The organism is Streptomyces sp. NPDC054047 (genome assembly GCF_055585065.1).
Genome location: NZ_JBVJKV010000005.1, coordinates 14,317 through 39,550 on the forward strand (window position 1 = coordinate 14,317; position 25,234 = coordinate 39,550).

The window sequence follows — 25,234 nt, forward strand, 5'->3', positions numbered from 1 at the left end:
GGCGGCTGGTTTCCGGTCCCCCCGAAGTACGGATGCGCCCATCCCAGCGCTCACCCGCACTACACCAGGGTCAACGACGCCCTCACGCGTCACTTGGTTCCCGGCGGTCTGCATGGCGCACAGACTACGCACCGTCAAAACCCTCTTAGGGCAGAAGTTCACCCCAAATCAGGCAAGTTACTTCCTACGAATCGGTGATGTGATGCCGTTCACCGTTTCCCCCCTTGCCTCAGCAGGTGGGCCGTTCTATCGTCTCGATGTATCGAGTCGATACATCAGCTCGGCATAAAGACCGTGCAGACAGACGCTGGCAGACGGGAGGGCGAAGATGAGCAGACGCTCCGGCATCCTCGAGTTCGCCGTGCTCGGTCTGCTGCGCGAGTCCCCGATGCACGGCTATGAGCTGCGTAAACGCCTCAATACATCGCTGGGAGTGTTCCGCGCCTTCAGCTACGGGACGCTCTACCCCTGCCTCAAGACGCTGGTCGCCAACGGCTGGTTGATCGAGGAATCGGGTGGCACCCCCGAGGAGGCCCTTGCGGCCCCCCTCACCGGGCGCCGCGCCAAGATCGTCTATCGGTTGACGGCGGAAGGTAAGGAGCACTTCGAGGAGCTGCTCTCACAGACCGGCCCCGACGCGTACGAGGACGAACACTTCGCCGCCCGCTTCGCCTTCTTCGGGCAGACATCGCGGGACGTACGCATGCGGGTGCTCGAGGGGCGTCGCAGCCGCCTCGAGGAGCGTCTGGAGAAGATGCGCGCCTCCCTGGCCCGTACCCGGGAGCGCCTGGACGACTACACGCTTGAGCTGCAGCGGCACGGAATGGAGTCCGTGGAGCGCGAAGTGCGCTGGCTGAACGAGCTCATCGAGAGCGAGCGAGCGGGGCGGGACCAGCAACGGTCCGCCCCGGACAGCTCCGCTCAGCACGACAGCACATCTGGGGAGTCGGGCGGCCTGCCCCGGCGGCGGGACACGAACCCGCCGCCGGATCCGTCCGATGACACCGCCAAGTGAGGCCCAGCGGTCCGCAGGGTCTCATCCGGAATACACGAATCACACAGGGAGCAACCGGAATGGGTTCGGTTCGCGTAGCCATCGTCGGCGTGGGCAACTGCGCCGCCTCGCTGGTCCAGGGCGTCGAGTACTACAAGGACGCAGACCCGGACGCCAAGGTCCCGGGCCTGATGCACGTCCAGTTCGGCGAGTACCACGTCGGTGATGTCGAGTTCGTCGCCGCCTTCGACGTCGACGCCAAGAAGGTCGGCCTCGACCTCTCGGACGCCATCGGCGCCAGCGAGAACAACACCATCAAGATCTGCGACGTGCCGAGCAAGGGCGTCACCGTCCAGCGCGGCCACACCCTCGACGGCCTGGGCAAGTACTACCGCCAGACCATCGAGGAGTCCGACGAGACCCCGGTCGACGTCGTCCAGACCCTCAAGGACAAGCAGGTCGACGTTCTCGTCTGCTACCTGCCGGTCGGTTCCGAGGACGCCGCGAAGTTCTACGCGCAGTGCGCCATCGACGCCAAGGTCGCCTTCGTCAACGCTCTTCCGGTCTTCATCGCCGGCACCAAGGAGTGGGCCGACAAGTTCACCGAGGCGGGCGTCCCGATCGTCGGCGACGACATCAAGTCGCAGGTCGGCGCCACCATCACGCACCGCGTGATGGCGAAGCTGTTCGAGGACCGCGGTGTCCGTCTCGAGCGCACGATGCAGCTCAACGTCGGCGGCAACATGGACTTCAAGAACATGTTGGAGCGCGACCGCCTCGAGTCCAAGAAGATCTCGAAGACGCAGGCCGTCACCTCGCAGATCCGCGACCGCGAGATGGGCGAGAACAACGTCCACATCGGCCCGTCGGACTACGTCGCGTGGCTCGACGACCGCAAGTGGGCGTACGTCCGCCTCGAGGGCCGCGCCTTCGGTGACGTCCCGCTGAACCTCGAGTACAAGCTCGAGGTCTGGGACTCCCCGAACTCGGCGGGTGTCATCATCGACGCCCTGCGCGCCGCGAAGATCGCCAAGGACCGCGGCATCGGCGGCCCGATCCTCTCCGCGTCCTCGTACTTCATGAAGTCCCCGCCCGTGCAGTACTTCGACGACGAGGCTTACGAGAACGTCGAGAAGTTCATCAAGGGCGAGGTCGAGCGCTAAAGCTCGTCGCTTGAACGGCTGTTGAGGGTCCCCGGGCAATCCGTCCGGGGACCCTCCTCGTATGTGAGGCTGTGCTCCATGGCTGTCGTCGGTGACCTGCGCGTACTGCTGCGTCTGCGGGACTTCCGGCGGCTGCTCGCCGTGCGGCTGATCTCCCAGGGCGCGGACGGCGTCTATCAGGTGGCCCTCGCCACGTACGTCGTCTTCTCCCCGGAGAAGCAGACCTCACCGGCCGCGATCGCCTCCGCGATGGCGGTGCTGCTCCTGCCGTACTCGCTGATCGGCCCCTTCGCCGGCGTGCTCCTGGACCGCTGGCCACGCCGTCAGGTTTTTCTCTACGGCAATCTCCTGCGGACCGCTCTCGCCTCGGTGACCGCGCTGCTGATGCTGGGCGGCGTGCCCGACTGGCTCTTCTACGCCTCCGCGCTCTGCGTCACGGCCGTCAACCGCTTCGTCCTCGCCGGGCTCTCGGCGGCGCTGCCGCGCGTGGTCGACGCCGAGCGCCTGGTGATGGCCAACTCCCTCTCGCCGACCGCGGGGACGCTGGCCGCCACCGCGGGCGGCGGTCTCGCGTTCGCCGTGCGCCTGCTGGGGTCCGACTCGGACGCGGCGGTGGTGATGCTCGGGGCCGCCCTGTACCTCTGCGCGGCACTCGCCTCGCTGCGGATGGCCCGTGAACTCCTCGGTCCGGACCCGGAGCTGATGCGTCCCCGGCTCGGCGCCGCACTGGCCGGTACGGCGCGGGATCTGGTGGCCGGGGTGCGGCATCTGTCGCAGCGGCGCCCTGCGGCCCGCGCGCTCCTCGCGATGACGCTCATGCGGTTCTGCTACGGCGCCCTGTCGGTCATGGTCCTGATGCTCTGCCGGTACGCCTGGTCGTCCTCGGAGTCCGACGGGCTCGCCCTGCTCGGGCTCGCCGTGGGGGTCTCGGGGGCGGGCTTCTTCGTGGCGGCCGTGGTGACGCCCTGGGCGGTGAACCGGCTGACGGCCGGCGGCTGGATCATCGCCTGCGCGGGGGCGGCGGCGGTCCTTGAACCGGCGCTCGCCCTCCCCTTCGCACCTGTCCCGCTGCTGATCGCGGCGTTCCTGCTGGGCCTGACGACCCAGGGCGCGAAGATCGCCACGGACACGGTGGTGCAGTCGGCGGTTGACGACAGTTTCCGTGGCCGGATCTTCTCGGTCTACGACGTCCTGTTCAACGTCGCCTTCGTCGGCGCGGCCGGAGTTGCCGCCCTGATGCTGCCGCCTGACGGCCGTTCGGTGCCGCTGGTGGTCACGGTGGCCGTTATCTACGCAGCAATTGCTGCCGCTATGACCAGGTTTGACGCGCAGTAAGTGTCACATCAATGCCACAGAGCCTCTTCGGACTTCAGAGATGTCACCACATCCCTATAACTTACGGACGTCGTATCCGCGCCATCGCGCTTCCGTTCGAGGGGGACCCCCAAGTGACTACTCCGCCCCAGGGCCAGAATCCGTACGGCCAGGGCGTGCAGCCGCCGCACCCCGGCCAGCCGGCACAGCCCGGCCAGCCCGGTGTTCCGCCGCAGCAGCCCTACCCGCCGTACAACCAGGGGGCGCCGGTTCCTCCCCCGGCTGCTCCGAGCGGCGGTGGGCGAGGCAAGAAGCTGGCCCTGCGGATCGGTGGCGTCATCGTCGTCGGCATCCTCATCGCTGTCGGCAAGTTCTACTTGGGCAAGAGCGACGCCGAGACCACCGCCGTCGGTGACTGCCTGCACAACAAGGGCACGCAGTCGCAGCCGGATCTGAAGAACACCGACTGCTCCTCCAGTGACTCCGAGTTCGAGGTCATCGAAAAGTTCGACGACACGAGCAGCGTCAGCAAGTGCGACACGGTGAAGGGGACCGAGGTCTCCTACTACCAGACCGGTGGCGGCCACGATGTGGTGCTCTGCCTGAAGACCACCAAGTAACGGCATACGCGAAGGGGCACTGTTTCACGTGAAACAGTGCCCCTTCGCATGTCCGGATGCGGTGCGATGTTTCACGTGAAACATCGCATCGAGCCGCATCTCACTCCTGTGCGGCCCACCACTCCTTGAGCGCCGCGATCGCCGCGTCGCGCTCCATCGGCCCGTTCTCCAGCCGCAGCTCCAGCAGGAACTTGTAGGCCTGACCGATCACCGGTCCCGGCCGTACATCCAAGACCTGCATGATCTCGTTGCCGTCCAGGTCGGGGCGGATCGAGTCCAGCTCCTCCTGCTCCTGAAGCCGCGCGATGCGCTCCTCCAGGCCGTCGTACGCACGCGAGAGCGCGTTGGCCTTGCGCTTGTTGCGCGTCGTGCAGTCGGACCTGGTCAGCTTGTGCAGCCGGCTGAGGAGGGGCCCCGCGTCGCGTACGTAGCGGCGTACGGCCGAGTCCGTCCACTCGCCCGTCCCGTAGCCGTGGAAGCGCAGGTGCAGCTCCACCAGGCGCGAGACGTCCTTCACGAGCTCGTTCGAGTACTTGAGCTCCGTCATGCGCTTCTTGGTCATCTTGGCGCCCACCACCTCGTGGTGGTGGAAGGAGACCCGGCCGTCGTCCTCGAAGCGCCGCGTCCGCGGCTTCCCGATGTCGTGCAGCAGCGCCGCGAGCCGCAGCGTCAGGTCCGGACCGTCCTCCTCCAGCGCCATCGCCTGCTCAAGGACGATCAGCGAGTGGTCGTAGACGTCCTTGTGGCGGTGGTGCTCGTCACTCTCCAGACGCAGCGCCGGAAGCTCGGGCAGTACGCGGTCGGCGATGCCCGTGTCGACAAGTAGAGCAAGTCCCTTCGCCGGGTTCGGCGAGAGGATCAGCTTGTTCAATTCGTCACGGACGCGCTCAGCGGAGACGATGTCGATGCGCTCGGCCATCGCCTTCATCGCGGCGACGACATCCGCGGCCACCTCGAAGTCCAGCTGCGCGGCGAACCGCGCGGCCCGCATCATGCGCAGCGGGTCGTCGGAGAAGGAGTCCTCCGGGGCGCCAGGAGTACGCAGGACACGCTCCGCCAGGTCCTCCAGGCCCCCGTGCGGGTCGACGAACTCCTTCTCGGGGAGAGCGACGGCCATCGCGTTGACGGTGAAGTCACGGCGTACGAGGTCTTCCTCGATGGAGTCGCCGTACGACACCTCGGGCTTGCGCGAGGTCCTGTCGTACGCCTCGGACCGATAGGTCGTGACCTCGATCTGGTAGCCGTCCTTCTGGCTCCCGACCGTGCCGAAGGCGATCCCGACCTCCCACACCGAGTCCGCCCAGGGCCTGACGATCTTCAGTACGTCCTCGGGGCGGGCGTCGGTCGTGAAGTCCAGGTCATTGCCGAGCCGGCCAAGGAGCGCGTCTCTGACCGACCCACCGACCAGGGCGAGGGAGAACCCGGCCTCCTGGAAACGGCGGGCAAGGTCGTCCGCGACAGGGGACACACGCAGCAGTTCGCTGACCGCGCGGCGCTGCACCTGACTCAGTGCGCTGGGAATTTCTTCATTGGCGTTCGGCACAACAGAAAAGGGTACGTGCCCCGGACGCCCGCAGCCGCCCGGTTTTCAGCGGGGCCGCCGGGGCCGCGCGCCCCTCCCCGGCCAGGTCTTCCGATCATGTGGAGCAGTCCGCGGCACTTCGCCACAGCGCACCTCGTTACCATGCGTGGACGCACAACCGACGACCACTGACGACAACGAGGACGGGCAACGCGTGGCCGAGGCGGCAGACTTCCCGGGGACCAGTCCCTCACCTGCCCGCCGGTGGCTGCGGCGAACGGCAGCGTTGCTGGCTGGGGCCCCATTGCTGACCGGCATGCTGCAGCTGTCGGCGGCGCCGACCGCGCACGCCGCGGCACCGAGCGCGGCGGCGGACGCCACCGGTTCGAACACCGTGGACGTCTCGCTCAACAAACTCACACCCACCGCCCCGTCGGACGGTGACACGCTCACCGTCTCCGGCACCGTCACCAACGAGGGCAAGCAGACGGTGGCGGGAGCCACGGTCGGGCTGCGCCTGGGGCCGGTCCTGAACGGCCGGAGCCAGATCGACTCCGCCGCCAAGCGCACCGGCTACCAGTCGGGCGCCGACGGCACGGAGGTCGGCGGCAAGTACGTCAAGAAGTTCTCCAAGCTCGCCCCCGGCATCCGCCAGGACTTCAGCATCTCCGTCCCGGTCAAGGCCCTGGACCTCGGCGCCGACGGCGTCTACCAGCTCGGTGTCTCACTCACGGGCCGGACCACCACCCAGCCCTGGTCCCAGGTACTCGGCTTCGAGCGGACCTTCCTGCCGTGGCAGTCGGGCGGCACCGGCACGAAGACCAGGACGACCTATCTGTGGCCGCTCATCTCCACCGCGCACCTCACGGCGGAGACCGGCTCGGACGAGCAGCAGACGCCCGTCTTCACGGACGACGACCTGGCCAAGGAACTCGCTCCCGGCGGTCGCCTGGAGCAGATGCTGGCCCTGGGCCGCCAGCTCGATGTCACCTGGGTCATCGATCCCGACCTGCTGGCCTCGGTCGACGCGATGACGCGGAACTACCGGGTACAGACCGCCGACGGCAAGAGCACCACGGCGGGCAAGGGCCAGGCGGTCGCCAAGGACTGGCTCAACAAGCTCGAGCAGACCGTGAAGGACAAGCAGGACAAGAAGGTCGTCGCCCTGCCCTTCGCCGATCCCGACCTGGCCTCGCTCGCCCACAACGGCAAGACCGTCACCGGCTCCCTGGGCCAGCTCAAGGACGCCACCGACGCGGGGGCGCTGGCCGTGGAGTCCATCCTCCACGTCAAGCCGCAGTCGGACTTCGCGTGGCCCGTGGACGGTGCCCTCGATCCGTCGATCGTCGATGTCTCCACCTCCGCCGGCGCCCACACGGTGATCGCCCGGAGCGACAGCCTGCGTGACTCCAGCGCGCTGCCGTACACGCCCAACGCCGCCCGGCCCATCGGCGGCGGCACGACGGCCGTGGTGGCCGACGCACGCCTCTCCACGGCCTTCCAGGGCGACATGACGGGGGCCGAGAACTCCACGCTCGCCGTGCAGCAGTTCCTCGCCCAGAGCCTGATGGTCACGCTGCAGGATCCGGACAAGCAGCGCACCGTCGTCGTCGCCCCGCAGCGCATGCCGTCCGCCAGCCAGGCCCAGTCGATGGCGAAGGCGCTGACCGCCCTCTCCGACGAGCGCTGGTCGGAGCCGCAGGACCTATCGGCGGCGGCCAAGGCGAAGCCGGACCCGCGGGCCACGACCCAGGTGCCCTCGGCCGGTGCCTATCCGGCGTCGCTGCGCAAGCAGGAGCTGCCGAAGTCGGCCTTCAAGTCGATTCAGGGAACCCAGAACAAGCTCAACCGCTTCCAGACGATCCTCAGCGAGCCCGACCGCGTCATCACCCCCTTCGGGCGGGCCATAGACCGCGAGATGTCGACGTCCTGGCGGGGCAGGGCCGCCGAGGCCGCGACCTTCCGGGAGGGCGTGGAGAACTACCTGACCACGCTCGTCAAGCAGGTGGCGCTGATCGACAAGTCCGACGCGAAGCTCTCGGGGCGCAGCGCGACGATCCCGGTGACGGTGCAGAACAACCTGGTCCAAGACGTCGATCACATGGTTCTGCGCCTGACCTCGGAGAACCCCACGCGTCTCAAGATCGGCGACAAGGCCTACTGGGAACAGCCGGTGAAGGTCGCGGGCGGGCACGCCCAGTCGGTGAAGTTCACCACCACGGCCAATGCCAACGGCCCGGTCCCGGTATACGCCCAGCTCTACACCGAGGACGGCCAGCCGTACGGCAAGCCGGTCCGCTTCGACGTGAACGTCACCGAGATCACCCTCACCGTGATGCTGGTCATCGCGGGCGGCGTACTGCTCCTCGTGCTCGCCGGATTCCGGATGTACACGCAGCGCAAGCGGGCCGCCCGGCAGCAGGCCGAGGAAGGCCCGGAGGACGGCCCGGACGGCGAGTCCGGCACGGAGTCGGGGGAGGACGACCCCGAGCAGCCGAGTGACCCGACACCGGACACCGCTCCGGAAAGCACCGACCCGTCGGACACGGGTGAGAGAGTGGACCGTTGAGCGATGTCGTGGCCGGTGGGCCCGGGGACGATGAGGTGGGGTAATCCATGAACGCGCCGTACGACGGTGACCGTGGCCAGGGCGCGGGCGGGTCCGGTCCCCCTGAGGACGGGCACGTGCCACCCCAGCCTGCCCCGGACGTGTACCTCCAGGACGCCTACGACCAGGATCCCTACCGGGCCCAGGACCTCACCGCCCAGGATCCGGTGACCGAGGCGCTGTACGACCGCGCCGCGCACCCCCCGCCGCCTCCCGGTTACTACCAGGACCCTCAGCCGCTCTACGCCCAGCCGCCCTCCCCGCAGCACGCCCCCGACCCCCGCGTGTGGGCCCAGACCCCGGCCCCCGAACCCGAAGGCCCGACCCGGCACCTCCCGTACGGCGACGACGCCCGTACGACGCAGTTCGTGGGCGTCGACGACCTGGTCACCCAGGCCGGCGAGGAGCGCCACGAGCCGGACGCCTTCGCCCACCTCTTCCGGGACCAGCAGCCCGGCGGCTACCGCGAGCAGTCCGGGGGCTACCAGCAGCAGGACGGCTATCCCCAGGGCACTGGATACCCGCAGGGCAACGGCTATCCGCAGCAGCCCGGGGGCTACCAGCCCCCCGAGCCCCCGATGGTCCCGGCCCCGGCAGCTCCCCCGACCCCCGCCCCGGCCCCCAAGTCGGGCGGCGGCGGTCGCGCGGCGAGCCTGCTGAAGTCGAGCGCGGTGATGGCCGCGGGCACGCTGGTGTCCCGGCTCACCGGCTTCGCGCGCACCCTGGTCATGGCCGCCGCGATCGGCGTCGGCACCCTCAACGACTCGTACCAGGTCGCCAACGTCCTTCCGACGATGATCTACGTACTCGTCGGCGGCGGCGCCCTGAACGCGGTCTTCATCCCGCAGCTCGTGCGCGCCATGAAGAACGACGACGACGGCGGCGAGGGCTACGCCAACCGCCTCCTGACGCTCGTCATGGTCCTGCTCGCGGGCGTCACCGTCATCTGTGTGGTGGCCGCGCCACTGCTCGTACGCATGATGTCGCCGACGATCGCCGACGACCCCGTCCGATTGGACGTCACGGTCACCTTCGCGCGCTTCTGCATCCCGACGATGTTCTTCATGGGCGTGCACATCGTGCTCGGCCAGGTCCTCAACGCGCGCGGCCGGTTCGGCGCGATGATGTGGACGCCGGTCCTCAACAACGTCGTGGTCATCGCCACCTTCGGCGCCTTCATCTGGGCCTTCGGCAGCTTCAACTCGACCGACATGGACGCCTCCACCATCACGCCGGAAGGCGCCCGGCTGCTGGGCATCGGGACCCTGCTCGGCCTCGCCGTGCAGGCCCTGGCGATGGTGCCGTACCTGCGCGAGGCGGGATTCAAGATCCGGCTCCGCTTCGACTGGCGCGGTCACGGCCTCGGCAAGGCCGCCCGGCTCGCCAAGTGGACCCTCTTCTTCGTCCTCGCCAACCAGCTCGGCATGGTCGTCGTCACTCAGCTGGCCACCAGCGCGGGCGCGACCGCCGAGGATCTGGGGCACCCCGGCACCGGCATCACCGCGTACAACTACGCGCTGCTGCTGTGGCAGATGCCGCAGGCCATCATCACGGTCTCGGTGATGACCGCGGTGCTGCCCCGCATCTCCCGCTCCGCCAACGACGGAGACCCCGCAGCGGTCCGGGACGACATCTCCTACGGCCTGCGCACCTCGGCCGTGGCGATCGTGCCCTGCGCCTTCGCCTTCGTCGCCCTGGGCGTTCCGATGGCCACCCTGCTCTACGCCAGTTCCGGCTCGGGCGCGCTGAACATCGGCTACACGCTGATGGCCTTCGGCCTCGGCCTGATCCCGTACTCGGTCCAGTACGTCGTCCTGAGGGGCTTCTACGCCTACGAGGACACGCGCACGCCGTTCTACAACACGGTCATCGTGGCGGCCGTCAACGCGTCGGCCTCGGCGGCCTGCTTCTTCGTCCTGCCCGCCCGCTGGGCCGTCGTCGGCATGGCCGCGTCCTACGGCCTCGCCTACGCCGTCGGTGTCGGCGTCGCCTGGAGCCGGCTGCGCAAGCGGTTGGGCGGCGACCTGGACGGCGCACAGGTGGCACGTACGTACACGAGGCTCATCGGGGCGTCGATTCCGGCAGCCCTTCTTGCCGGCGCCGCCGGCTTCGGGATTCTCAAGACTTTGGGCGACGGCGCAGGCGGTTCCCTCATCGCTCTGGTGGTCGGCGGCATCGTCCTCGGCGGCGTCTTCTTCATCGCCGCCCGAAAGATGCGGATTGCGGAGCTCAATTCGATGGTCGGGATGGTCCGCGGCCGTCTCGGACGGTGAGATGCAGGGGTTCGCACAACCATCACCGGCCACCGCGTGTCGTGCATAGCGCCGGACTGTGGGCACAATTGGCTTTGGCGTCTGACGAAGCGCAACGGATGGGGAGGCAGGAACGACGGTGGCGGAACGGAGCACGGCTGCCGTCGACGTGGCAGACAACAGCGGCGATGAGCCGCTGACCGCGAAGGCGGACGAGGCCACGGCCGACGGGGTGGCCCAGACCCGGGAGCGGGAAACGGCAGAAGAAGGCGTAGCGGAGACCGGTGAGCCCACAAGCCCGGGGGCGGCATCACCCCCCGAGCTGCACAGCGGTCACAAGCTCGCCAGACGCTACCGACTCGAAGAATGCGTCACCCGTCTGGACGGTTTCAGCAGCTGGCGTGCGGTGGACGAGAAGCTCCGCCGGGCCGTCGGCGTGCATCTGCTGCCCGCCGACCATCCGCGGGCACGATCGGTCCTCGCAGCGGCCCGCTCGTCGGCGCTGCTCGGCGACCCCCGCTTCGTGCACGTCCTGGACGCGGTCGAGGAGAACGACCTCGTCTATGTGGTGCACGAGTGGCTGCCCGACGCCACGGAACTCACCGCGCTGCTCGCCGCGGGCCCTCTTGAGGCGCACGACGCGTACCAGCTCGTCAGTCAGGTCGCCCAGGCCATGGCGGCCGCTCACCGCGAGGGACTCGCCCACCTGCGGCTGACCCCGAGCGCGGTCCTGCGGACGTCCTCCGGGCAGTACCGCATCCGCGGTCTCGCCGTGAACGCGGCGCTGCGCGGCATCAGCTCCGACACCCCGCAGCGCACGGACACCGAAGCGATCGGCGCGCTGCTGTACGCCTCACTGACCCAGCGCTGGCCGTACGAGGACGATGCCTACGGCCTCTCCGGACTGCCCAAGGGCGTCGGCCTGATCGCCCCCGACCAGGTGCGCGCGGGCGTACACAGGGGCCTGTCCGAGCTCGCCATGCGCGCGCTCGTGAACGACGGTGCGACCGCCTCCCGCCAGGAGCCGCCGTGCACGACGCCGGAGGAGCTGGTGAAGGCGATCGGTGAGATGCCGCGCATCCGCCCGCCGGAGCCCGCGTTCACCGCACCGCCCGAGTACCAGCGCACGACCTATCAGCAGGGCACCTACGGCCGCACCGCGCCCCGCCCGGGCGTCACCCAGCCCGTTGCGACCCCGCCGCCCCCGCTGCAGAGCCGTACGGGCAAGGCCCTCAAGTGGGCCGTGTCCGCGCTGCTCATCGCAGCCCTGGGTCTTGGCAGCTGGCAGCTGGCGGACGCACTGATGGACCGGAAGAACTCCGATGACCCCGGCAGCGCGGACACCTCCGACGAAGGCGACAAGAGCAAGCCGAAGACCGCTCATCCGATCAAGATCGCGAAGGGCGAGGAGTACTCCCTCGACGGCAACCCGCAGGATCTTGAGGGCGTCCCCAACACCTACGACGGCGACGACTCGACGTACTGGCGGTCCAAGAGCTTCATAGAGGGCCCCGAGCTGGCCCCGTACAAGCCCGGCGTCGGTATCGTCTACGACCTTGGCAAGGAGGAGCACGTGTCGACCGCGTCGCTCGGGCTCCGATACCCCGGCGACCACACGACGGTCGAGCTGTATGCCGCGGACTCGATGTCCTCGTCGACGCCCCCGACCTCGATGAAGAAGATCGGGGGCGTCACCACCACGGGCACGACTGCGAAGATCAAGGCGAAGAAACCCGTCACGACGCAGTACGTACTCGTCTGGATCACGGATGTACCGAAGTCGCCCCGTGATGAGTACAGCAGCGCCGGGTACAAGCAGGCCATCACGGACGTGAAGTTCGCGGGCTGAGGCCGAGGCTCACCGGGGGAGGGGGGGTTCGACGGTGGACGACACCACGCACGGCGAGATGAACGACCAGGAACTCCTGGCCCGCCACGTGGAAGGGGACAAGGACGCCTTCGGCGAGCTCGTCCGGCGCCACCGCGACCGCCTGTGGGCCGTGGCCCTGCGCACGCTGGGAGACCGCGAGGAGGCCGCTGACGCCGTCCAGGACGCCTTGGTCTCCGCCTACCGTGCCGCGCACACCTTCCGCGGACAGTCGGCCGTCACGACGTGGCTGCACCGGATCACCGTGAACGCCTGCCTCGACCGGGCACGCAAGGCGGCCTCCCGCAAGACCTCCCCCATCGACGACACCGAACGGCTCGAGCAGCTCCTGGAGCCGCACGAGTCCGCGGCGGCCCCCGTCGAGCGCGGCGATCTGCACCGCGAGCTCGTCGAGGCACTGGGCACGCTGCCGCACGACCAGCGCGCCGCCCTCGTCCTGGTGGACATGCAGGGCTATCCGGTCGCCGAGGCCGCCCGTGTGCTCGATGTACCCACCGGCACCGTGAAGAGCCGCTGCGCACGCGGCAGAGCAAGACTGCTGCCGCTGCTCACCCACCTGCGTACGGAGCCCCGTGTTCAGAGTGGAGACGGCGCCACCGACAAGGACGACAAGAAGTCGGGCCCGGGAAGGAACCGGACGCAGGGGACATCCGTCCCACCTGCAGCGGGACCACGGGATGCGGGACCAAGCGATTCAGCTGCTGTGAAGGGCGGAGGTGGGCGAGCGTGACAACCACGACCGACTCGGCCGAGCACCCAGAAGTCGCTGAGATCTCCGACCTCACAGAGGGCCTGCTCACCCCCTCCCGAACCGTCGACGTCCGACGCCACCTGGACGACTGCACGCTCTGTGCCGATGTCTACGACTCCCTGGAAGAGATCCGCGGCATGCTCGGCACGCTGCCGGGGCCGCCACGGATGCCGGCCGACATCGCCGGGCGCATCGACGCGGCACTGGCGGCGGAAGCACTGCTGGACTCCATCGCGCCCGGTTCCGTCGAGCTGATCGATCCGGAGCCGGTACGCGAGCCCGCAGCCGCTGTGCGTGTTTCACGTGAAACAACGCCCGCCTCCAGCCCGCCCGCAGACCGGCCCGCCGGCCACCCCCGTGCCGCCACGGGGCCCGGACGCGGCGGCAGGTTCCGGAACGGCCGTCGGCGCAACGTCGTACTCGGTGCCGTCTTCACGGCGGCCGCCATCGGCCTCGGTTCCTTGTTGATACAGAACGTGGGCAGCGACTCGGGCGGTAACGGCGACACGGCATCGGGCCACTCCGACTCCGCGCACGCCTTCTCCGAGGGCACGCTCAAGGGCCAAGTGACCGACCTACTCGCCAAGGCCCCCACGACGGCGCCCGAGTCCGGCAGCAGCGACAAGCCGTCCTTCGACGTGCGCTCCAGCCCGGAGTCCCCGAAGGACAAGACCGTGCCGAAGCGCGAGCCCACGGTCACCGTCCCGCAGTGCATCCAGCTCGGCATCGGCGACCGCACACCGCTCGCCGCCGAAGAGGGCACTTACCAGGGGAAGGACGCCTACCTCGTCGTGGCGTCCCATGACTCCGACAGCACGAAGGTCTCCGCGTACGTCATCGACGCGACGTGCGTGGACAAGGCGTCCTCGGCCACCGCTGCGGGCAAGGTACTGCTGACCAACTCCTACACGCGGCCCTGACCCTCTCGCCGCCGCGGCGATGGACTCGGCCCAGCGTGGCATCCTGACGTCCCTGACATGCTTCCGTGCGCTCGGACACGTCGGGAATGCACGCCCCGTAGGATCCGTTGGGTGGGGTGAGAGACCTGAGACAGGCACCCACCAGCAGTACGCAGCAGTCTCCAGAGACGAGGAATCAAGCCGTGACCGACGTCCGTAACGTGATCATCATCGGCTCCGGGCCCGCCGGCTACACGGCGGCGCTCTACACCGCGCGAGCGTCGCTGAAGCCCCTGGTGTTCGAGGGCGCCGTCACCGCAGGCGGTGCGCTGATGAACACCACCGAGGTGGAGAACTTCCCCGGCTTCCAGGACGGCGTCATGGGCCCCGAGCTCATGGACAACATGCGGGCCCAGGCGGAGCGCTTCGGCGCCGAGCTGGTGCCGGACGATGTGATCTCCGTCGACCTCAGCGGCGAGATCAAGACCGTGACGGACACGGCGGGCACCGTGCACCGTGCGAAGACCGTGATCGTGACCACGGGCTCCCAGCACCGCAAGCTCGGCCTGCCGAACGAGGACGCGCTCTCCGGCCGCGGCGTCTCCTGGTGCGCGACCTGTGACGGCTTCTTCTTCAAGGACCAGGACATCGCCGTGATCGGCGGCGGCGACACCGCGATGGAGGAGGCCACCTTCCTCTCCCGCTTCGCCAAGTCCGTGACGATCGTGCACCGCCGCGACAGCCTGCGTGCGTCCAAGGCGATGCAGGAGCGCGCACTGGCCGACCCGAAGATCAGCTTCATCTGGGACAGCGAGGTCGCCGAGATCAAGGGCGAGCAGAAGCTCTCCGGACTGACGCTGCGCAACCTGAAGACGGGCGAGACCTCCGAGCTGCCCGTGACCGGCCTGTTCATCGCCATCGGCCACGACCCGCGCACGGAGCTCTTCAAGGGCCAGCTCACGTTGGACGACGAGGGCTACCTGAAGGTGGACGCGCCCTCGACGCGGACGAACGTGCCCGGTGTCTTCGCCGCCGGTGACGTCGTCGACCACACGTACCGCCAGGCGATCACGGCGGCCGGCACCGGCTGCTCCGCCGCCCTCGACTCCGAGCGGTTCCTCGCTGCCCTCGTGGACAGCGAGACGGCCGCAGCCACCGTCTGACACCCCATCCTCCCCACCGCACCACCAAGTTAAGGAGCCCGCCGTGGCCGGCACTCTGAAGAACGTGACCGACGCCTCCTTCGAGGAAGACGTCCTGAAGAACGACAAGCCCGTCCTGGTGGACTTCTGGGCCGCCTGGTGCGGACCGTGCCGCCAGATCGCCCCGTCGCTCGAGGCGATCGCGGCTGAGCACGGCGACAAGATCGAGATCGTCAAGCTCAACATCGACGAGAACCCGGGCATCGCGGCCAAGTACGGCGTCATGTCCATCCCGACCCTGAACGTGTACCAGGGTGGCGAGGTGGCCAAGACGATCGTCGGCGCCAAGCCGAAGGCTGCTCTGGAGCGCGACCTCGCGGACTTCATCGCCGAGTAGCGAGCAGCGGCGTCGCGACGAGCGACGCGTTGTTTCACGTGAAACACGAATGGGCCAACCCTCCGGGGTTGGCCCATTCGCATGACCGGGGTGATCGCCAGGCGTGAGGGACAGGGTGCGTCAGAGCGGCCGGAGCACGGGCTCCTTCTGCACCGCCCCAAGCAGTCGGTCGAGCGCCAACTCGACGTCCTCCTTCCAGGAGAGCGTCGTACGCAGCTCAAGCCGCAGCCGTGGATACGAGGGGTGCGGACGGACCGTCTTGAAGCCCACCGCCAGTAGATGGTCGGCGGGCAGGACGCAGGCGGGCTTCTCCCATCGCGCATCCCCGAAGGCCTCGATCGCCTTGAACCCGCGGCGCAGCAGATCCTTCGCGACCGTCTGGACGATCACACGGCCGATCCCCTGGCCCTGATAGCCCGGCATGATCCAGGCGGTCATCAGCTGCACGGCATCGGGGGACACGGGGCTCGTCGGAAAGGCGGTGGCGCGCGGCACGTACGCCGGCGGGGCGTAGAGCACGAAGCCGACCGGCACGTCATCGACGTAGACGACTCGGCCGCAGGATCCCCACTCCAGCAGGACGGCGGAGATCCACGCCTCCTTCTCGAGCTCCGGTGTACCGGCCTTTACCGCGGCCTGGCCGCTGACCGGGTCCAGCTCCCAGAAGACACACGTCCGGCAACGCTGGGGAAGGTCCGGAAGGTTGTCCAGCGTGAGCGGTACGAGCCGACGCCCCATGAAGGCTGTTCCTCACTTCCTTCGCCCGCCGCATCACGGGCGGCAGTCAGAGCGCTCCGTTCCTTCAGCAGGCTGCCGACGAATCCGCCGACGGCTCCCAGCCCAAGGCCCGCAGTCATCAGTCCGGTGCGGCTCACCGATCGCATGGCCCCTCCCCTCCCCAGTGAGGTGTCGCCAGCTGGATGCGCCATACCCAATCGCATCGTATCCACGATGCGATTGCACCGATACCGTAAGAAAGCAAAGAGCGGGCCGTGTTCCGGTACACACCGGACACGGCCCGCTCCAGGCGGACTGACTGATGAGGATCAGGCTTCGTCGCCTTCGGACGTGTCGTCCTCGGCGGAGTCCTCGGCGAGTCCGTTCTTCAGGACCGGACCCTCACCCGGGGCGAGCGTCGAGAGGATGCGCTCCAGGTCCTCCAGCGAGGCGAAGTCAACGACGATCTTGCCCTTCTTCTGCCCCAGGTCCACCCTCACCCGGGTCTCGAACCGGTCGGAGAGACGGGTGGCAAGGCTGGTCAGCGACGGCGACACTCGCGCGCCCGCACGCGGCCCCTTGGCCCGCGGAGCACTCTGCGGCCGCGAACCCATGAGCGTCACGATCTCCTCGACGGCCCGCACCGACAGCCCCTCGGCCACGATCCGGTGCGCCAGGCGGTCCTGCTCCTCCGAGTCCTCGACGGACAGCAGAGCGCGGGCGTGGCCCGCGGAGAGCACTCCGGCAGCGACCCTGCGCTGAACCCCCGGCGACAGCTTCAGCAGCCGCAGGGTGTTCGAGACCTGCGGCCGGGAACGGCCGATCCGGTCCGCCAGCTGGTCGTGCGTGCAGTTGAAGTCCCTGAGCAGCTGGTCGTAGGCGGCAGCCTCTTCCAGCGGGTTCAGCTGCGCACGGTGCAGGTTCTCCAGGAGCGCGTCCAGGAGGAGCTTCTCGTCGTCCGTCGCGCGGACGATCGACGGAATGCGCTCGAGCCCTGCCTCCCGGCAGGCCCGCCAGCGCCGCTCGCCCATGATGAGCTCGTAGCGCGAGGGTCCTACCTGCCGTACGACGACAGGCTGGAGAAGCCCGACCTCCTTGATGGAGGTCACGAGCTCGGCGAGGGCGTCCTCGTCGAAGACCTCACGGGGCTGCCTCGGGTTCGGCGTGATGAAGTCGAGAGGCAGCTCGGCGAAGTGCGCACCGGCCGGGTTCTCCTCGACCTCCACCGCCCCGTTCGGCGGCTGCTCCGTTTCATGTGAAACGGGGCTTTGCGGGAGCGCCGTCACCTTCGCGGCCGCCACACCCCGCTCGGCGGTGAGTACCGGTACAGCACCGGGCGAAGCCGAAGCTCCGCTCATGGCCTGGGCGGTCGACTTCTCCGTCGGGGCCGCAGGGATCAGGGCGCCGAGGCCACGACCCAGCCCTCTCCGTCGCTCGCTCACTGCATCCCCTCCGTCGTGCTGTGCTGATCATTCTGAGCGCCCATGTGGGCGTGCTGGACGTCGTAGCGAATGCCGACGCCGCGTAGCGCGATCTCCCGTGCCGCCTCGAAGTACGAGAGGGCACCGCTGGATCCCGGATCGTAGGTGAGCACGGTCTGGCCGTAGCTCGGCGCCTCGGAGATGCGGACCGAGCGGGGAATGCTCGTCCGCAGGACCTCTTCACCGAAGTGGGTGCGCACCTCGTCCGCCACCTGTGAGGCGAGCCGGGTCCGGCCGTCGTACATGGTGAGCAGGATCGTCGAGACGTGCAGGTGGGGGTTGAGGTGCCCCCGCACCAGGTCGACGTTGCGCAGGAGCTGACCGAGGCCTTCCAGTGCGTAGTACTCGCACTGAATGGGGATCAGCACCTCCGCGCCGGCAACCAGGGCGTTGACCGTCAGCAGTCCCAGCGACGGCGGACAGTCGATGAGGATGTAGTCCAGCGGCTGCTCGTACGCCTGGATCGCCCGCTGGAGTCGGCTCTCCCGTGCCACCAACGACACCAACTCGATCTCCGCACCGGCGAGATCGATGGTGGCCGGGGCGCAGAAGAGTCCTTCGACATCGGGGACCGGTTGCACGACTTCCGAGAGCGGCCTGCTGTCGATCAACACGTCGTAGATCGACGGCACTTCCGCGTGGTGGTCGATACCCAGAGCCGTGGAGGCGTTGCCCTGCGGGTCGAGGTCGATGACCAGGACGCGCGCGCCGTGCAGAGCGAGTGAAGCGGCGAGGTTGACGGTTGTCGTCGTCTTGCCCACTCCACCCTTCTGGTTGGCAACCACCATGACTCGGGTCTGCTCGGGTCGTGGCAGGCCCTCGCCTGCACGGCCCAGGGCTTCCACCGCCAGTTGGGCAGCACGACCGATAGGGGTGTCGTCCATCGGGGGCGGTGTTTCACGTGAAACATCCTCCCCCGCCGACTCGGTACGGGGACCGGGGACCGGATCGGTCATCGGTCCCGCGATGTTGGCGTCGGACCGCAAGGATTCACTCTCCTCGACTTCAGGCTCGCAATGAACAGAGCCTCCCATGCTTTGAGGTTCGTGAACCAGCGAGGCCCGGTCTTCTGTGGACGAATCCACCTCTGTGGACAACTCCGTCCCCTTGTCGAGGGAACCGAGTGGCCGCCGGTCGCGAGGTTCCGCAGCGCGGCCGCGACTGATGATGCCATGCAGCAGTGAGCGACGTTTCACGTGAAACACGATGCACGGCAGCCGGGGTGCCGCTTGCGCGACACCCCGGTATGCGTACGTTTGGCAGCTTTTGTGGAGTACGGCTCGTCGTCAGGACGGATGAACGACGAGCGCGGCACGCCTCGACAGGAGGCTGGGTGACCGCTCAGCGACGACGCCGAGTCCGCCCTGTCCGGGCCGCCTTCGCGCGCTTGGCCGCGAAGCGCACACCGCCGGGGCTCTCCCCGACCTCCACCCGCACGACCGTGGACAGCGGGTCCACCACACCCTCACCGACATGCAGCACCGAGGTGTTCACGGCACCGAGCTTGCTCAGAGCGGCACCTGCGGCCTTGACCTCTTCCTCGGCCGTGTCGCCCTTGAGCAACAGCATCTCCCCGTAGGGACGCAGGAGCGGCACGCCCCAGGCCGCGAGGCGGTCCAGTGGCGCTACGGCCCGCGCGGTCACCACGTGGACGGGAGGCAGCTTGCCAAGGACCTCCTCGGCGCGCCCACGCACGACCGTCACGTGGTCGAGTCCGAGCAGCTCGACCACTTCGGTGAGGAAATTCGTGCGCCGCAGCAGCGGCTCAAGCAAGGTGATCTTCAGGTCCGGCCGCACGAGTGCCAGCGGAATGCCCGGCAGACCCGCGCCCGAGCCGACATCGCACACCATCACGTTCTCGGGTACGACCTCGGAGAGGACCGCGCAGTTCAGCAGGTGCCGCTCCCACAGCCGAGGCACTTCGCGGGGGCCGATCAGGCCACGCTGCACCCCCGCGTCGGCAAGCAACTCCGCGTACCGGACCGCGTCCGAGAAGCGCTCACCGAATACCGCCCGGGCCTGCTCGGGCGCCGAGGGGAGCTCCGCTGCCTCCGTCACGGGGACCGTCCTTCCGTACCGCACTGGGGTGGCTGACTATCAGGCTGACAAAGACCGGCCCCGCCTGCGAACAGACGGGGCCGGGGGAACGACGTGCGATCAGGCGGGAAGCACGACGACGAAGCGCTGCGGCTCCTCGCCCTCGGACTCGCTGCGCAGACCGGCGGCCTTGACCGCATCATGCACGACCTTGCGCTCGAAGGGCGTCATGGGCTTGAGGTTCACCGGCTCACCGGAGCTCTTCACCTCGGCCGCGGCCTTGGCACCCAGCTCGGAGAGCTCCTCGCGCTTCTTGGCGCGGTAGCCCGCGATGTCCAGCATCAGGCGGCTGCGGTCACCGGTCTCCCGGTGCACCGCGAGGCGCGTCAGCTCCTGGAGTGCCTCCAGGACTTCACCGTCACGGCCCACGAGCTTCTGCAGATCGCGGCTGTTCGAGTCGCTGATGATCGAGACAGCGGCGCGGTCGGCCTCGACGTCCATGTCGATGTCGCCGTCGAGATCGGCGATGTCCAGCAGACCCTCGAGGTAGTCCGCCGCGATCTCGCCCTCCTGCTCAAGGCGGGTGAGAGTGTCGCCGGCCTCGACCTCGGCCTCGGCGGGGGCGGTGGTGCCTTCCGTCACGGGATGGACTCCTTCTACTTCTTGGACGGGTGCTTGGGGCGCTGCTGGCCCTTGCGCTGCCCGGACTTGGCTTGGCTGCGTGCGTTCCCTGACCCGGTCTTGCCGCCCGCGGCCTTGCCCTTGGGAGCGGCGTCCTCAGGCTCGTCCGGAGTCTTCTCCAGCGACGTCTTCGCATCCGAAGGCGTCTCCGCGTCACTCTCCGCCTTGCTGTGTGCGGCGGCGGACTGGCGCTGCGACTTGCTCTGGCGCTTGGGCTGCTGCCGCTTCGGGGCGCCGGCGGCGGTGGCGCCGTCCTCGGTCTCCGTGGCGACGGACTCGCTCGGCGCGACGGAGCCGTCGGCCTGGGCCGCCAGGCCAGCCTTGCTCAGACCGTTGATGAACTTGCGCTCGAACTCGTTGCGGTCACGGCCCTTGGCGACGATCGCCTTGATGACGTTCGCGTTGCCGCGGCCCCGCACCTTCTTGGTGTGCGAGAGCTGCTTCTGCAGGCGCTCCAGGAACGCGGCCTGGGCCTTGGAGCCCGGAGTCGGGTTCCGGCGGATCACGAACATCTGCTGGCCCATGGTCCACACGTTGGTGGTCAGCCAGTAGACGAGAACACCGACGGGGAAGTTGATGCCGAACACGGCGAACATGATCGGGAACACGTACATCAGCATCTTCTGCTGCTGCATGAACGGCGTCTTGACCGTCGTGTCCACGTTCTTCGTCATCAGCTGGCGCTGCGTGTAGAACTGCGAGAACGACATCAGGACGATCATGATCGCGGTCACGACGCGGACGTCGGTCAGCGAGGCGTGGAGCGCCGCGACCTTTTCCTCGCTGTCCATGAACTTCGCGGCCAGCGGGGCGCCGAAGATGTGCGCCTTCTGCGCGCTCTCGAGCAGCGGCTTGTCGATGACACCGACGGTGTCGTTCGACGCGATGCCGGAGAGCACGTGGTAGAGGGCGAAGAAGAACGGCGACTGCGCCAGGATGGGAAGGCACGAGGAGAGCGGGTTGGTGCCCGACTCCTTGTACAGCTTCATCATCTCTTCGGACTGACGCTGCTTGTCGCTCTTGTAGCGTTCCTGGATCTTCTTCATCTCGGGCTGCAGTGTCTGCATCGCCCGGGTGGCCTTGATCTGCTTCACGAAGAGCGGGATCAGGCAGATACGGATCAGGATCACCAGGGACACGATGGACAAGCCCCAGGCCCAGCCCGTGTCAGGGCCGAAGATCGCCCCGTACAGCGAGTGGAACTGGACGATGACCCAGGAAACGGGTGTCGTGATGAAGCTGAACAGACTGGCAATCGTGTCCACTAATCAGGCTCCTTGAGCATGGGACGGGGTCTCGGCGGCCGGGCTCGGAGTATCCGGGGAGGTCTCCCCGGACGGCACGCCAGCGGCGGAGGGCCCGCCCTTGCGTTCCTGCCACGTGGCACGCAGCATCTCGTGCCACCGCGGGCGCTTGCGCGGCGGGACATGGTCGACACCACCGAGCGACCACGGATTGCACCGCAGGATGCGCCAGGCAGTGAGCGCCGTTCCCTTGATCGCACCGTGCCGGTCGATGGCCAGGTAGCCGTAGCGGGAGCACGACGGGTAGTACTTGCACACCGGACCAAGCAGCGGACTGATCGTCCACTGATACAGCTTGATCAGAGCCAGCAGTGGGTACTTCATCGAGCGCCCCCTCCCAGCAGCCGCTGAAGGGCGGCGTCCAGGTCTTGGGCCAGCTGTGCATGGGCGGCGTCGCCCGCACCGGGCAACGCTCGTACGACTACCAGGCTACCGGGGGGCAGCTGGGCCACCCGGTCACGCATCAGATGGCGAAGCCTGCGCTTCACCTTGTTGCGTACGACTGCTCCGCCAACGGCCTTGCTCACGACGAAACCCGCACGCGTCGGGGGAACGCTCTCCCCAGGCGCGTGCGGGTCCGTTGGACCGCTACGCAGATGGACGACGAGAACCGGGCGTCCGGCTCGTCGTCCTCGGCGTACCGCGGTCGCGAAGTCTTCGCGCCGCCTCAGCCGATGCTCGGTAGGCAGCACGACGTCATGACCTAATGCGATTAAGCGGAAAGGCTGGCGCGACCCTTGCCACGACGGTTCGCGAGAATCGCGCGGCCGGCACGGGTGCGCATCCGCAGGCGGAAGCCGTGGGTCTTGGCGCGGCGACGGTTGTTCGGCTGGAAGGTGCGCTTGCTCACTCGGGGGCTCCAGAAATGATTGTGTGGTGGCGGGACATCGCCTGGCTGTCACCGTGCGCCCACGAGAAGCTCGCGAATACGCACCGAGTGCACCGCTTCACAATCACAGATCGTGATCTTTGCCCATCGGAGGCAGGCGGCAGCAGCCATCGACAACTCGACCTGGTCACGGTACGCGGGGCTACGCCATCCGGTCAAACCGACCGTCAGGGAGAGACACTGTGCACAGCCTGTGGACAACAACTTGAACCGCAGCCGTTGCCCTGACTACCGTGGCCAAACTCCGATTCATTCCCTTCTCCCTGCCCATCCCGATTTCCGTCCCAAGAACCACACCTTCGTGGGACCCCGTGAGAGAGCGTGCCTTGTGGCTGACGTACCTGCCGATCTTGCCGCAGTGTGGCCACGAGTGCTGGAGCAGCTGCTGGGCGAGGGGCGGGGGCACGGTGTAGACGCCAAGGACGAGCGCTGGATCAAGCGCTGCCAGCCCCTGGCGCTGGTGGCCGACACCGCGCTGCTGGCCGTACCGAACGAATTCGCCAAGGGCGTGCTCGAAGGACGTCTCGCACCCATCGTCAGCGAGTCGCTGAGCCGCGAGTGCGGCCGCCCGATCCGTATCGCCATCACGGTGGACGACTCGGTCGGCGACCCCATGGACCGGCCCACCCCGCCGGCGCCGCCCCTCCAGCAGCAGTCCGGCCAGCAACAACAGCAGCGCTACGACGAGCCGGAGCAGCACCAGGGCCCCGGTCAGGGACATGAGTCGTACGACGGTTACGGCCGCCGCACCCCGGACGAGCACTCCTCGGGCCGCGGGCCCGACCAGCTGCCGACCGCCCGCCCCGCGTACCCCGACTACCAGCGCCCCGGGCCCGGCGCCTGGCCGCAGCAGCAGCCCCAGCAGCAGGACGACTACGGCTGGCAGCAGCAGCGGCTCGGCTTCCCCGAGCGGGACCCGTACGCGAGCCCCCAGCAGCCCCAGCACGACTACCGGTCGCAGCCGCCGCAGGGGCGCTCCCCGTACGAGCAGCACCGCCAGGAGCGGCAGGACCAGCAGGAACGCCACGACCGGCGGGAGCGGCACGAGCAGTCCCCCGGGTCAGGGGGACACGACCCCAGAGGGGGCGGTGGCCACGGCAACGGGCACGGGGGCCACGGCGGCCACGGTGTCCACGGCAGCGGCTCTCCCGGCCCGCTGGCCGCACAGCCGGCGCCCGCGTCGGCCCCCGGTGAGCCCACCGCGCGCCTCAATCCGAAGTACCTCTTCGACACCTTCGTGATCGGTGCGTCGAACCGGTTCGCGCACGCGGCGGCCGTCGCCGTCGCCGAGGCTCCCGCCAAGGCGTACAACCCCCTCTTCATCTACGGAGAGTCGGGGCTCGGCAAAACGCATCTCCTGCACGCGATCGGGCACTACGCCCGCAGCCTCTATCCCGGCACGCGCGTGCGCTACGTGAGCTCCGAGGAGTTCACGAACGAGTTCATCAACTCCATCCGCGACGGCAAGGGCGACACCTTCCGCAAGCGGTACCGCGAGATGGACATCCTGCTCGTCGACGACATCCAGTTCCTGGCGAGCAAGGAGTCGACGCAGGAGGAGTTCTTCCACACCTTCAACACGCTCCACAACGCGAACAAGCAGATCGTGCTCTCCAGTGACCGGCCGCCCAAGCAGCTGGTGACCCTGGAGGACCGGCTGCGCAACCGCTTCGAGTGGGGACTGATCACCGACGTCCAGCCGCCGGAGCTGGAGACGCGTATCGCCATCCTTCGTAAGAAGGCGGTGCAGGAGCAGCTCAACGCCCCGCCCGAGGTCCTGGAGTTCATCGCGTCCCGCATCTCACGCAACATCCGTGAGCTCGAGGGCGCGCTGATCCGGGTCACGGCCTTCGCCTCGCTCAATCGGCAGCCGGTGGACCTGGGTCTGACGGAGATCGTCCTCAAGGACCTGATCCCGGGCGGCGAGGACGCCTCTCCGGAGATCACGGCTCCGGCCATCATGGCCGCGACGGCGGACTACTTCGGGCTGACGGTGGACGACCTCTGCGGATCCTCGCGCAGCCGCGTCCTGGTGACGGCCCGCCAGATCGCGATGTACCTCTGCCGTGAGCTGACGGACCTCTCCCTGCCCAAGATCGGCGCGCAGTTCGGCGGCCGCGACCACACGACGGTCATGCACGCGGACCGCAAGATCCGCGCGCTGATGGCCGAGCGGCGCTCGATCTACAACCAGGTCACCGAACTCACCAACCGCATCAAGAACGGCTGACGGACGCGTCGAGCGGTTCGCTGAGAGCCACGCAGACGCAGCGACGACACGTCATCAAAGGGCGCCCCGGGACAACTTCCGGGGCGCCCTTTGCCGTTGCGCACCCGCCCGTGGCCCCCCGTGGCCCCCGTCCGTCGCCCTCCACTGTTCGATTTCCCCAGCTGAGAGGCGTGTTCTCCACAGATCCGGGGTCTTTTTTCCTTCCACACCCTGGGGACCGGGAAGTTGTCCAGATGCTGTCCACAGGGGACCCTGCTGAAGGATCATCAAGCCAGGTCAGGTGGTTGTGGATTCGTGGACGACGGTCCTCCACAGGCTGTGGATAAGAATTTCACCCACAGGGTG

General features: G+C 68.3%; 22 protein-coding genes. 12 read left to right on the forward strand and 10 right to left on the reverse strand.

From position 1 onward, the window contains the following. Nucleotides 1–328: 328 nt before the first annotated feature. The 4 genes from ACZ6ZP_RS19760 (at nucleotide 329) to ACZ6ZP_RS19775 (ending at nucleotide 4,091) form a co-directional block, all read left to right on the forward strand. On the forward strand, nucleotides 329–1,015 hold the full coding sequence (locus ACZ6ZP_RS19760) for a PadR family transcriptional regulator (protein ID WP_351169210.1): 687 nt from the start codon (nucleotides 329–331) through the stop codon (nucleotides 1,013–1,015). A gap of 59 nt (nucleotides 1,016–1,074) precedes the next feature. After that, on the forward strand, nucleotides 1,075–2,157 hold the full coding sequence (locus ACZ6ZP_RS19765; protein WP_351169207.1) for an inositol-3-phosphate synthase: 1,083 nt from the start codon (nucleotides 1,075–1,077) through the stop codon (nucleotides 2,155–2,157). 78 nt (nucleotides 2,158–2,235) lie between these two features. Continuing rightward, nucleotides 2,236–3,492 carry an MFS transporter gene (locus ACZ6ZP_RS19770; protein ID WP_361472701.1) on the forward strand — a complete coding sequence of 419 codons (1,257 nt, stop codon included), beginning with the start codon at nucleotides 2,236–2,238 and terminating at the stop codon, nucleotides 3,490–3,492. Nucleotides 3,493–3,605: 113 nt separating this feature from the next. After that, nucleotides 3,606–4,091 carry an LppU/SCO3897 family protein gene (locus tag ACZ6ZP_RS19775; protein ID WP_351169201.1) on the forward strand — a complete coding sequence of 162 codons (486 nt, stop codon included), beginning with the start codon at nucleotides 3,606–3,608 and terminating at the stop codon, nucleotides 4,089–4,091. A gap of 100 nt (nucleotides 4,092–4,191) precedes the next feature. On the opposite strand, the gene ACZ6ZP_RS19780 is transcribed toward ACZ6ZP_RS19775, so the two are convergent. Further along, nucleotides 4,192–5,634: a CCA tRNA nucleotidyltransferase gene (locus tag ACZ6ZP_RS19780; RefSeq protein WP_351169198.1), complete on the reverse strand. Its 1,443-nt coding sequence runs from the start codon at nucleotides 5,632–5,634 to the stop codon at nucleotides 4,192–4,194. Between the two features lie 193 nt (nucleotides 5,635–5,827). On the opposite strand from ACZ6ZP_RS19780, the gene ACZ6ZP_RS19785 reads away from it, so the two are divergent. The 7 genes from ACZ6ZP_RS19785 (at nucleotide 5,828) to trxA (ending at nucleotide 15,550) form a co-directional block, all read left to right on the forward strand. After that, nucleotides 5,828–8,182, forward strand: coding sequence for a DUF6049 family protein (locus ACZ6ZP_RS19785; RefSeq protein ID WP_351169256.1), 2,355 nt, complete (start codon nucleotides 5,828–5,830; stop codon nucleotides 8,180–8,182). A gap of 47 nt (nucleotides 8,183–8,229) precedes the next feature. After that, nucleotides 8,230–10,494: a murein biosynthesis integral membrane protein MurJ gene (gene murJ / locus ACZ6ZP_RS19790; RefSeq protein ID WP_469407711.1), complete on the forward strand. Its 2,265-nt coding sequence runs from the start codon at nucleotides 8,230–8,232 to the stop codon at nucleotides 10,492–10,494. A gap of 118 nt (nucleotides 10,495–10,612) precedes the next feature. After that, on the forward strand, nucleotides 10,613–12,322 hold the full coding sequence (locus tag ACZ6ZP_RS19795) for a protein kinase family protein (protein WP_383815511.1): 1,710 nt from the start codon (nucleotides 10,613–10,615) through the stop codon (nucleotides 12,320–12,322). Between the two features lie 58 nt (nucleotides 12,323–12,380). Further along, nucleotides 12,381–13,091, forward strand: coding sequence for an RNA polymerase sigma factor SigM (sigM, locus tag ACZ6ZP_RS19800; protein ID WP_469407948.1), 711 nt, complete (start codon nucleotides 12,381–12,383; stop codon nucleotides 13,089–13,091). Continuing rightward, complete coding sequence (locus ACZ6ZP_RS19805) at nucleotides 13,088–14,032, forward strand: hypothetical protein (RefSeq protein WP_351169186.1); 945 nt, start codon at nucleotides 13,088–13,090, stop codon at nucleotides 14,030–14,032. The genes sigM and ACZ6ZP_RS19805 overlap by 4 nt, the downstream gene beginning before the upstream one ends. A 182-nt stretch (nucleotides 14,033–14,214) precedes the next feature. Continuing rightward, nucleotides 14,215–15,174, forward strand: coding sequence for a thioredoxin-disulfide reductase (gene trxB, locus ACZ6ZP_RS19810; RefSeq protein ID WP_351169183.1), 960 nt, complete (start codon nucleotides 14,215–14,217; stop codon nucleotides 15,172–15,174). A gap of 43 nt (nucleotides 15,175–15,217) precedes the next feature. Further along, nucleotides 15,218–15,550, forward strand: a complete 333-nt coding sequence (gene trxA / locus ACZ6ZP_RS19815) for a thioredoxin (RefSeq protein WP_135332065.1) — start codon at nucleotides 15,218–15,220, stop codon at nucleotides 15,548–15,550. Nucleotides 15,551–15,670: 120 nt separating this feature from the next. Here the strand turns inward: trxA and ACZ6ZP_RS19820 are convergent, their stop codons facing one another. From ACZ6ZP_RS19820 to rpmH, 9 genes are all read right to left on the reverse strand, one after another. Further along, on the reverse strand, nucleotides 15,671–16,288 hold the full coding sequence (locus tag ACZ6ZP_RS19820; RefSeq protein WP_160506106.1) for a GNAT family N-acetyltransferase: 618 nt from the start codon (nucleotides 16,286–16,288) through the stop codon (nucleotides 15,671–15,673). 308 nt (nucleotides 16,289–16,596) lie between these two features. Then, the gene (locus tag ACZ6ZP_RS19825; RefSeq protein ID WP_351169179.1) at nucleotides 16,597–17,709 is read right to left on the reverse strand and encodes a ParB/RepB/Spo0J family partition protein; all 1,113 of its coding nucleotides are present in this window, start codon (nucleotides 17,707–17,709) and stop codon (nucleotides 16,597–16,599) included. Next, the gene (locus tag ACZ6ZP_RS19830; RefSeq protein ID WP_351169253.1) at nucleotides 17,706–18,782 is read right to left on the reverse strand and encodes a ParA family protein; all 1,077 of its coding nucleotides are present in this window, start codon (nucleotides 18,780–18,782) and stop codon (nucleotides 17,706–17,708) included. Before ACZ6ZP_RS19830 ends, ACZ6ZP_RS19825 begins: the two co-directional genes overlap by 4 nt. 307 nt (nucleotides 18,783–19,089) lie before the next feature. Beyond that, complete coding sequence (rsmG, locus tag ACZ6ZP_RS19835) at nucleotides 19,090–19,806, reverse strand: 16S rRNA (guanine(527)-N(7))-methyltransferase RsmG (RefSeq protein ID WP_351169176.1); 717 nt, start codon at nucleotides 19,804–19,806, stop codon at nucleotides 19,090–19,092. 99 nt (nucleotides 19,807–19,905) lie between these two features. Beyond that, nucleotides 19,906–20,427, reverse strand: a complete 522-nt coding sequence (locus ACZ6ZP_RS19840; protein WP_135332061.1) for a Jag family protein — start codon at nucleotides 20,425–20,427, stop codon at nucleotides 19,906–19,908. 14 nt (nucleotides 20,428–20,441) lie between these two features. Next, a complete protein-coding gene (gene yidC, locus ACZ6ZP_RS19845) occupies nucleotides 20,442–21,731 on the reverse strand; it encodes a membrane protein insertase YidC (protein WP_351169173.1) in 1,290 nt (429 codons plus the stop codon). Between the two features lie 3 nt (nucleotides 21,732–21,734). Further along, complete coding sequence (gene yidD, locus ACZ6ZP_RS19850) at nucleotides 21,735–22,094, reverse strand: membrane protein insertion efficiency factor YidD (protein ID WP_344518424.1); 360 nt, start codon at nucleotides 22,092–22,094, stop codon at nucleotides 21,735–21,737. Continuing rightward, complete coding sequence (rnpA, locus tag ACZ6ZP_RS19855; RefSeq protein WP_351169169.1) at nucleotides 22,091–22,462, reverse strand: ribonuclease P protein component; 372 nt, start codon at nucleotides 22,460–22,462, stop codon at nucleotides 22,091–22,093. Before rnpA ends, yidD begins: the two co-directional genes overlap by 4 nt. Nucleotides 22,463–22,482: 20 nt before the next feature. Then, the gene (rpmH, locus tag ACZ6ZP_RS19860; RefSeq protein ID WP_006381191.1) at nucleotides 22,483–22,620 is read right to left on the reverse strand and encodes a 50S ribosomal protein L34; all 138 of its coding nucleotides are present in this window, start codon (nucleotides 22,618–22,620) and stop codon (nucleotides 22,483–22,485) included. Between the two features lie 367 nt (nucleotides 22,621–22,987). Here rpmH and dnaA point away from each other — a divergent pair, with 367 nt between their 5' ends. Beyond that, nucleotides 22,988–24,889 carry a chromosomal replication initiator protein DnaA gene (gene dnaA, locus ACZ6ZP_RS19865; protein WP_469407716.1) on the forward strand — a complete coding sequence of 634 codons (1,902 nt, stop codon included), beginning with the start codon at nucleotides 22,988–22,990 and terminating at the stop codon, nucleotides 24,887–24,889. Nucleotides 24,890–25,234 lie beyond the last annotated feature (345 nt).

Bases quoted from the DNA above. Each gene is read 5' to 3' on its own strand.
- sigM (WP_469407948.1), top strand. From the start codon at position 12,381: ATGAACGACCAGGAACTCCTGGCCCGCCACGTGGAAGGGGACAAGGAC.
- ACZ6ZP_RS19765 (WP_351169207.1), top strand. From the start codon at position 1,075: ATGGGTTCGGTTCGCGTAGCCATCGTCGGCGTGGGCAACTGCGCCGCC.
- ACZ6ZP_RS19770 (WP_361472701.1), top strand. From the start codon at position 2,236: ATGGCTGTCGTCGGTGACCTGCGCGTACTGCTGCGTCTGCGGGACTTC.
- murJ (WP_469407711.1), top strand. From the start codon at position 8,230: ATGAACGCGCCGTACGACGGTGACCGTGGCCAGGGCGCGGGCGGGTCC.
- ACZ6ZP_RS19760 (WP_351169210.1), top strand. From the start codon at position 329: ATGAGCAGACGCTCCGGCATCCTCGAGTTCGCCGTGCTCGGTCTGCTG.
- ACZ6ZP_RS19820 (WP_160506106.1), bottom strand. From the start codon at position 16,288: ATGGGGCGTCGGCTCGTACCGCTCACGCTGGACAACCTTCCGGACCTT.
- yidD (WP_344518424.1), bottom strand. From the start codon at position 22,094: ATGAAGTACCCACTGCTGGCTCTGATCAAGCTGTATCAGTGGACGATC.
- ACZ6ZP_RS19830 (WP_351169253.1), bottom strand. From the start codon at position 18,782: ATGGGAGGCTCTGTTCATTGCGAGCCTGAAGTCGAGGAGAGTGAATCC.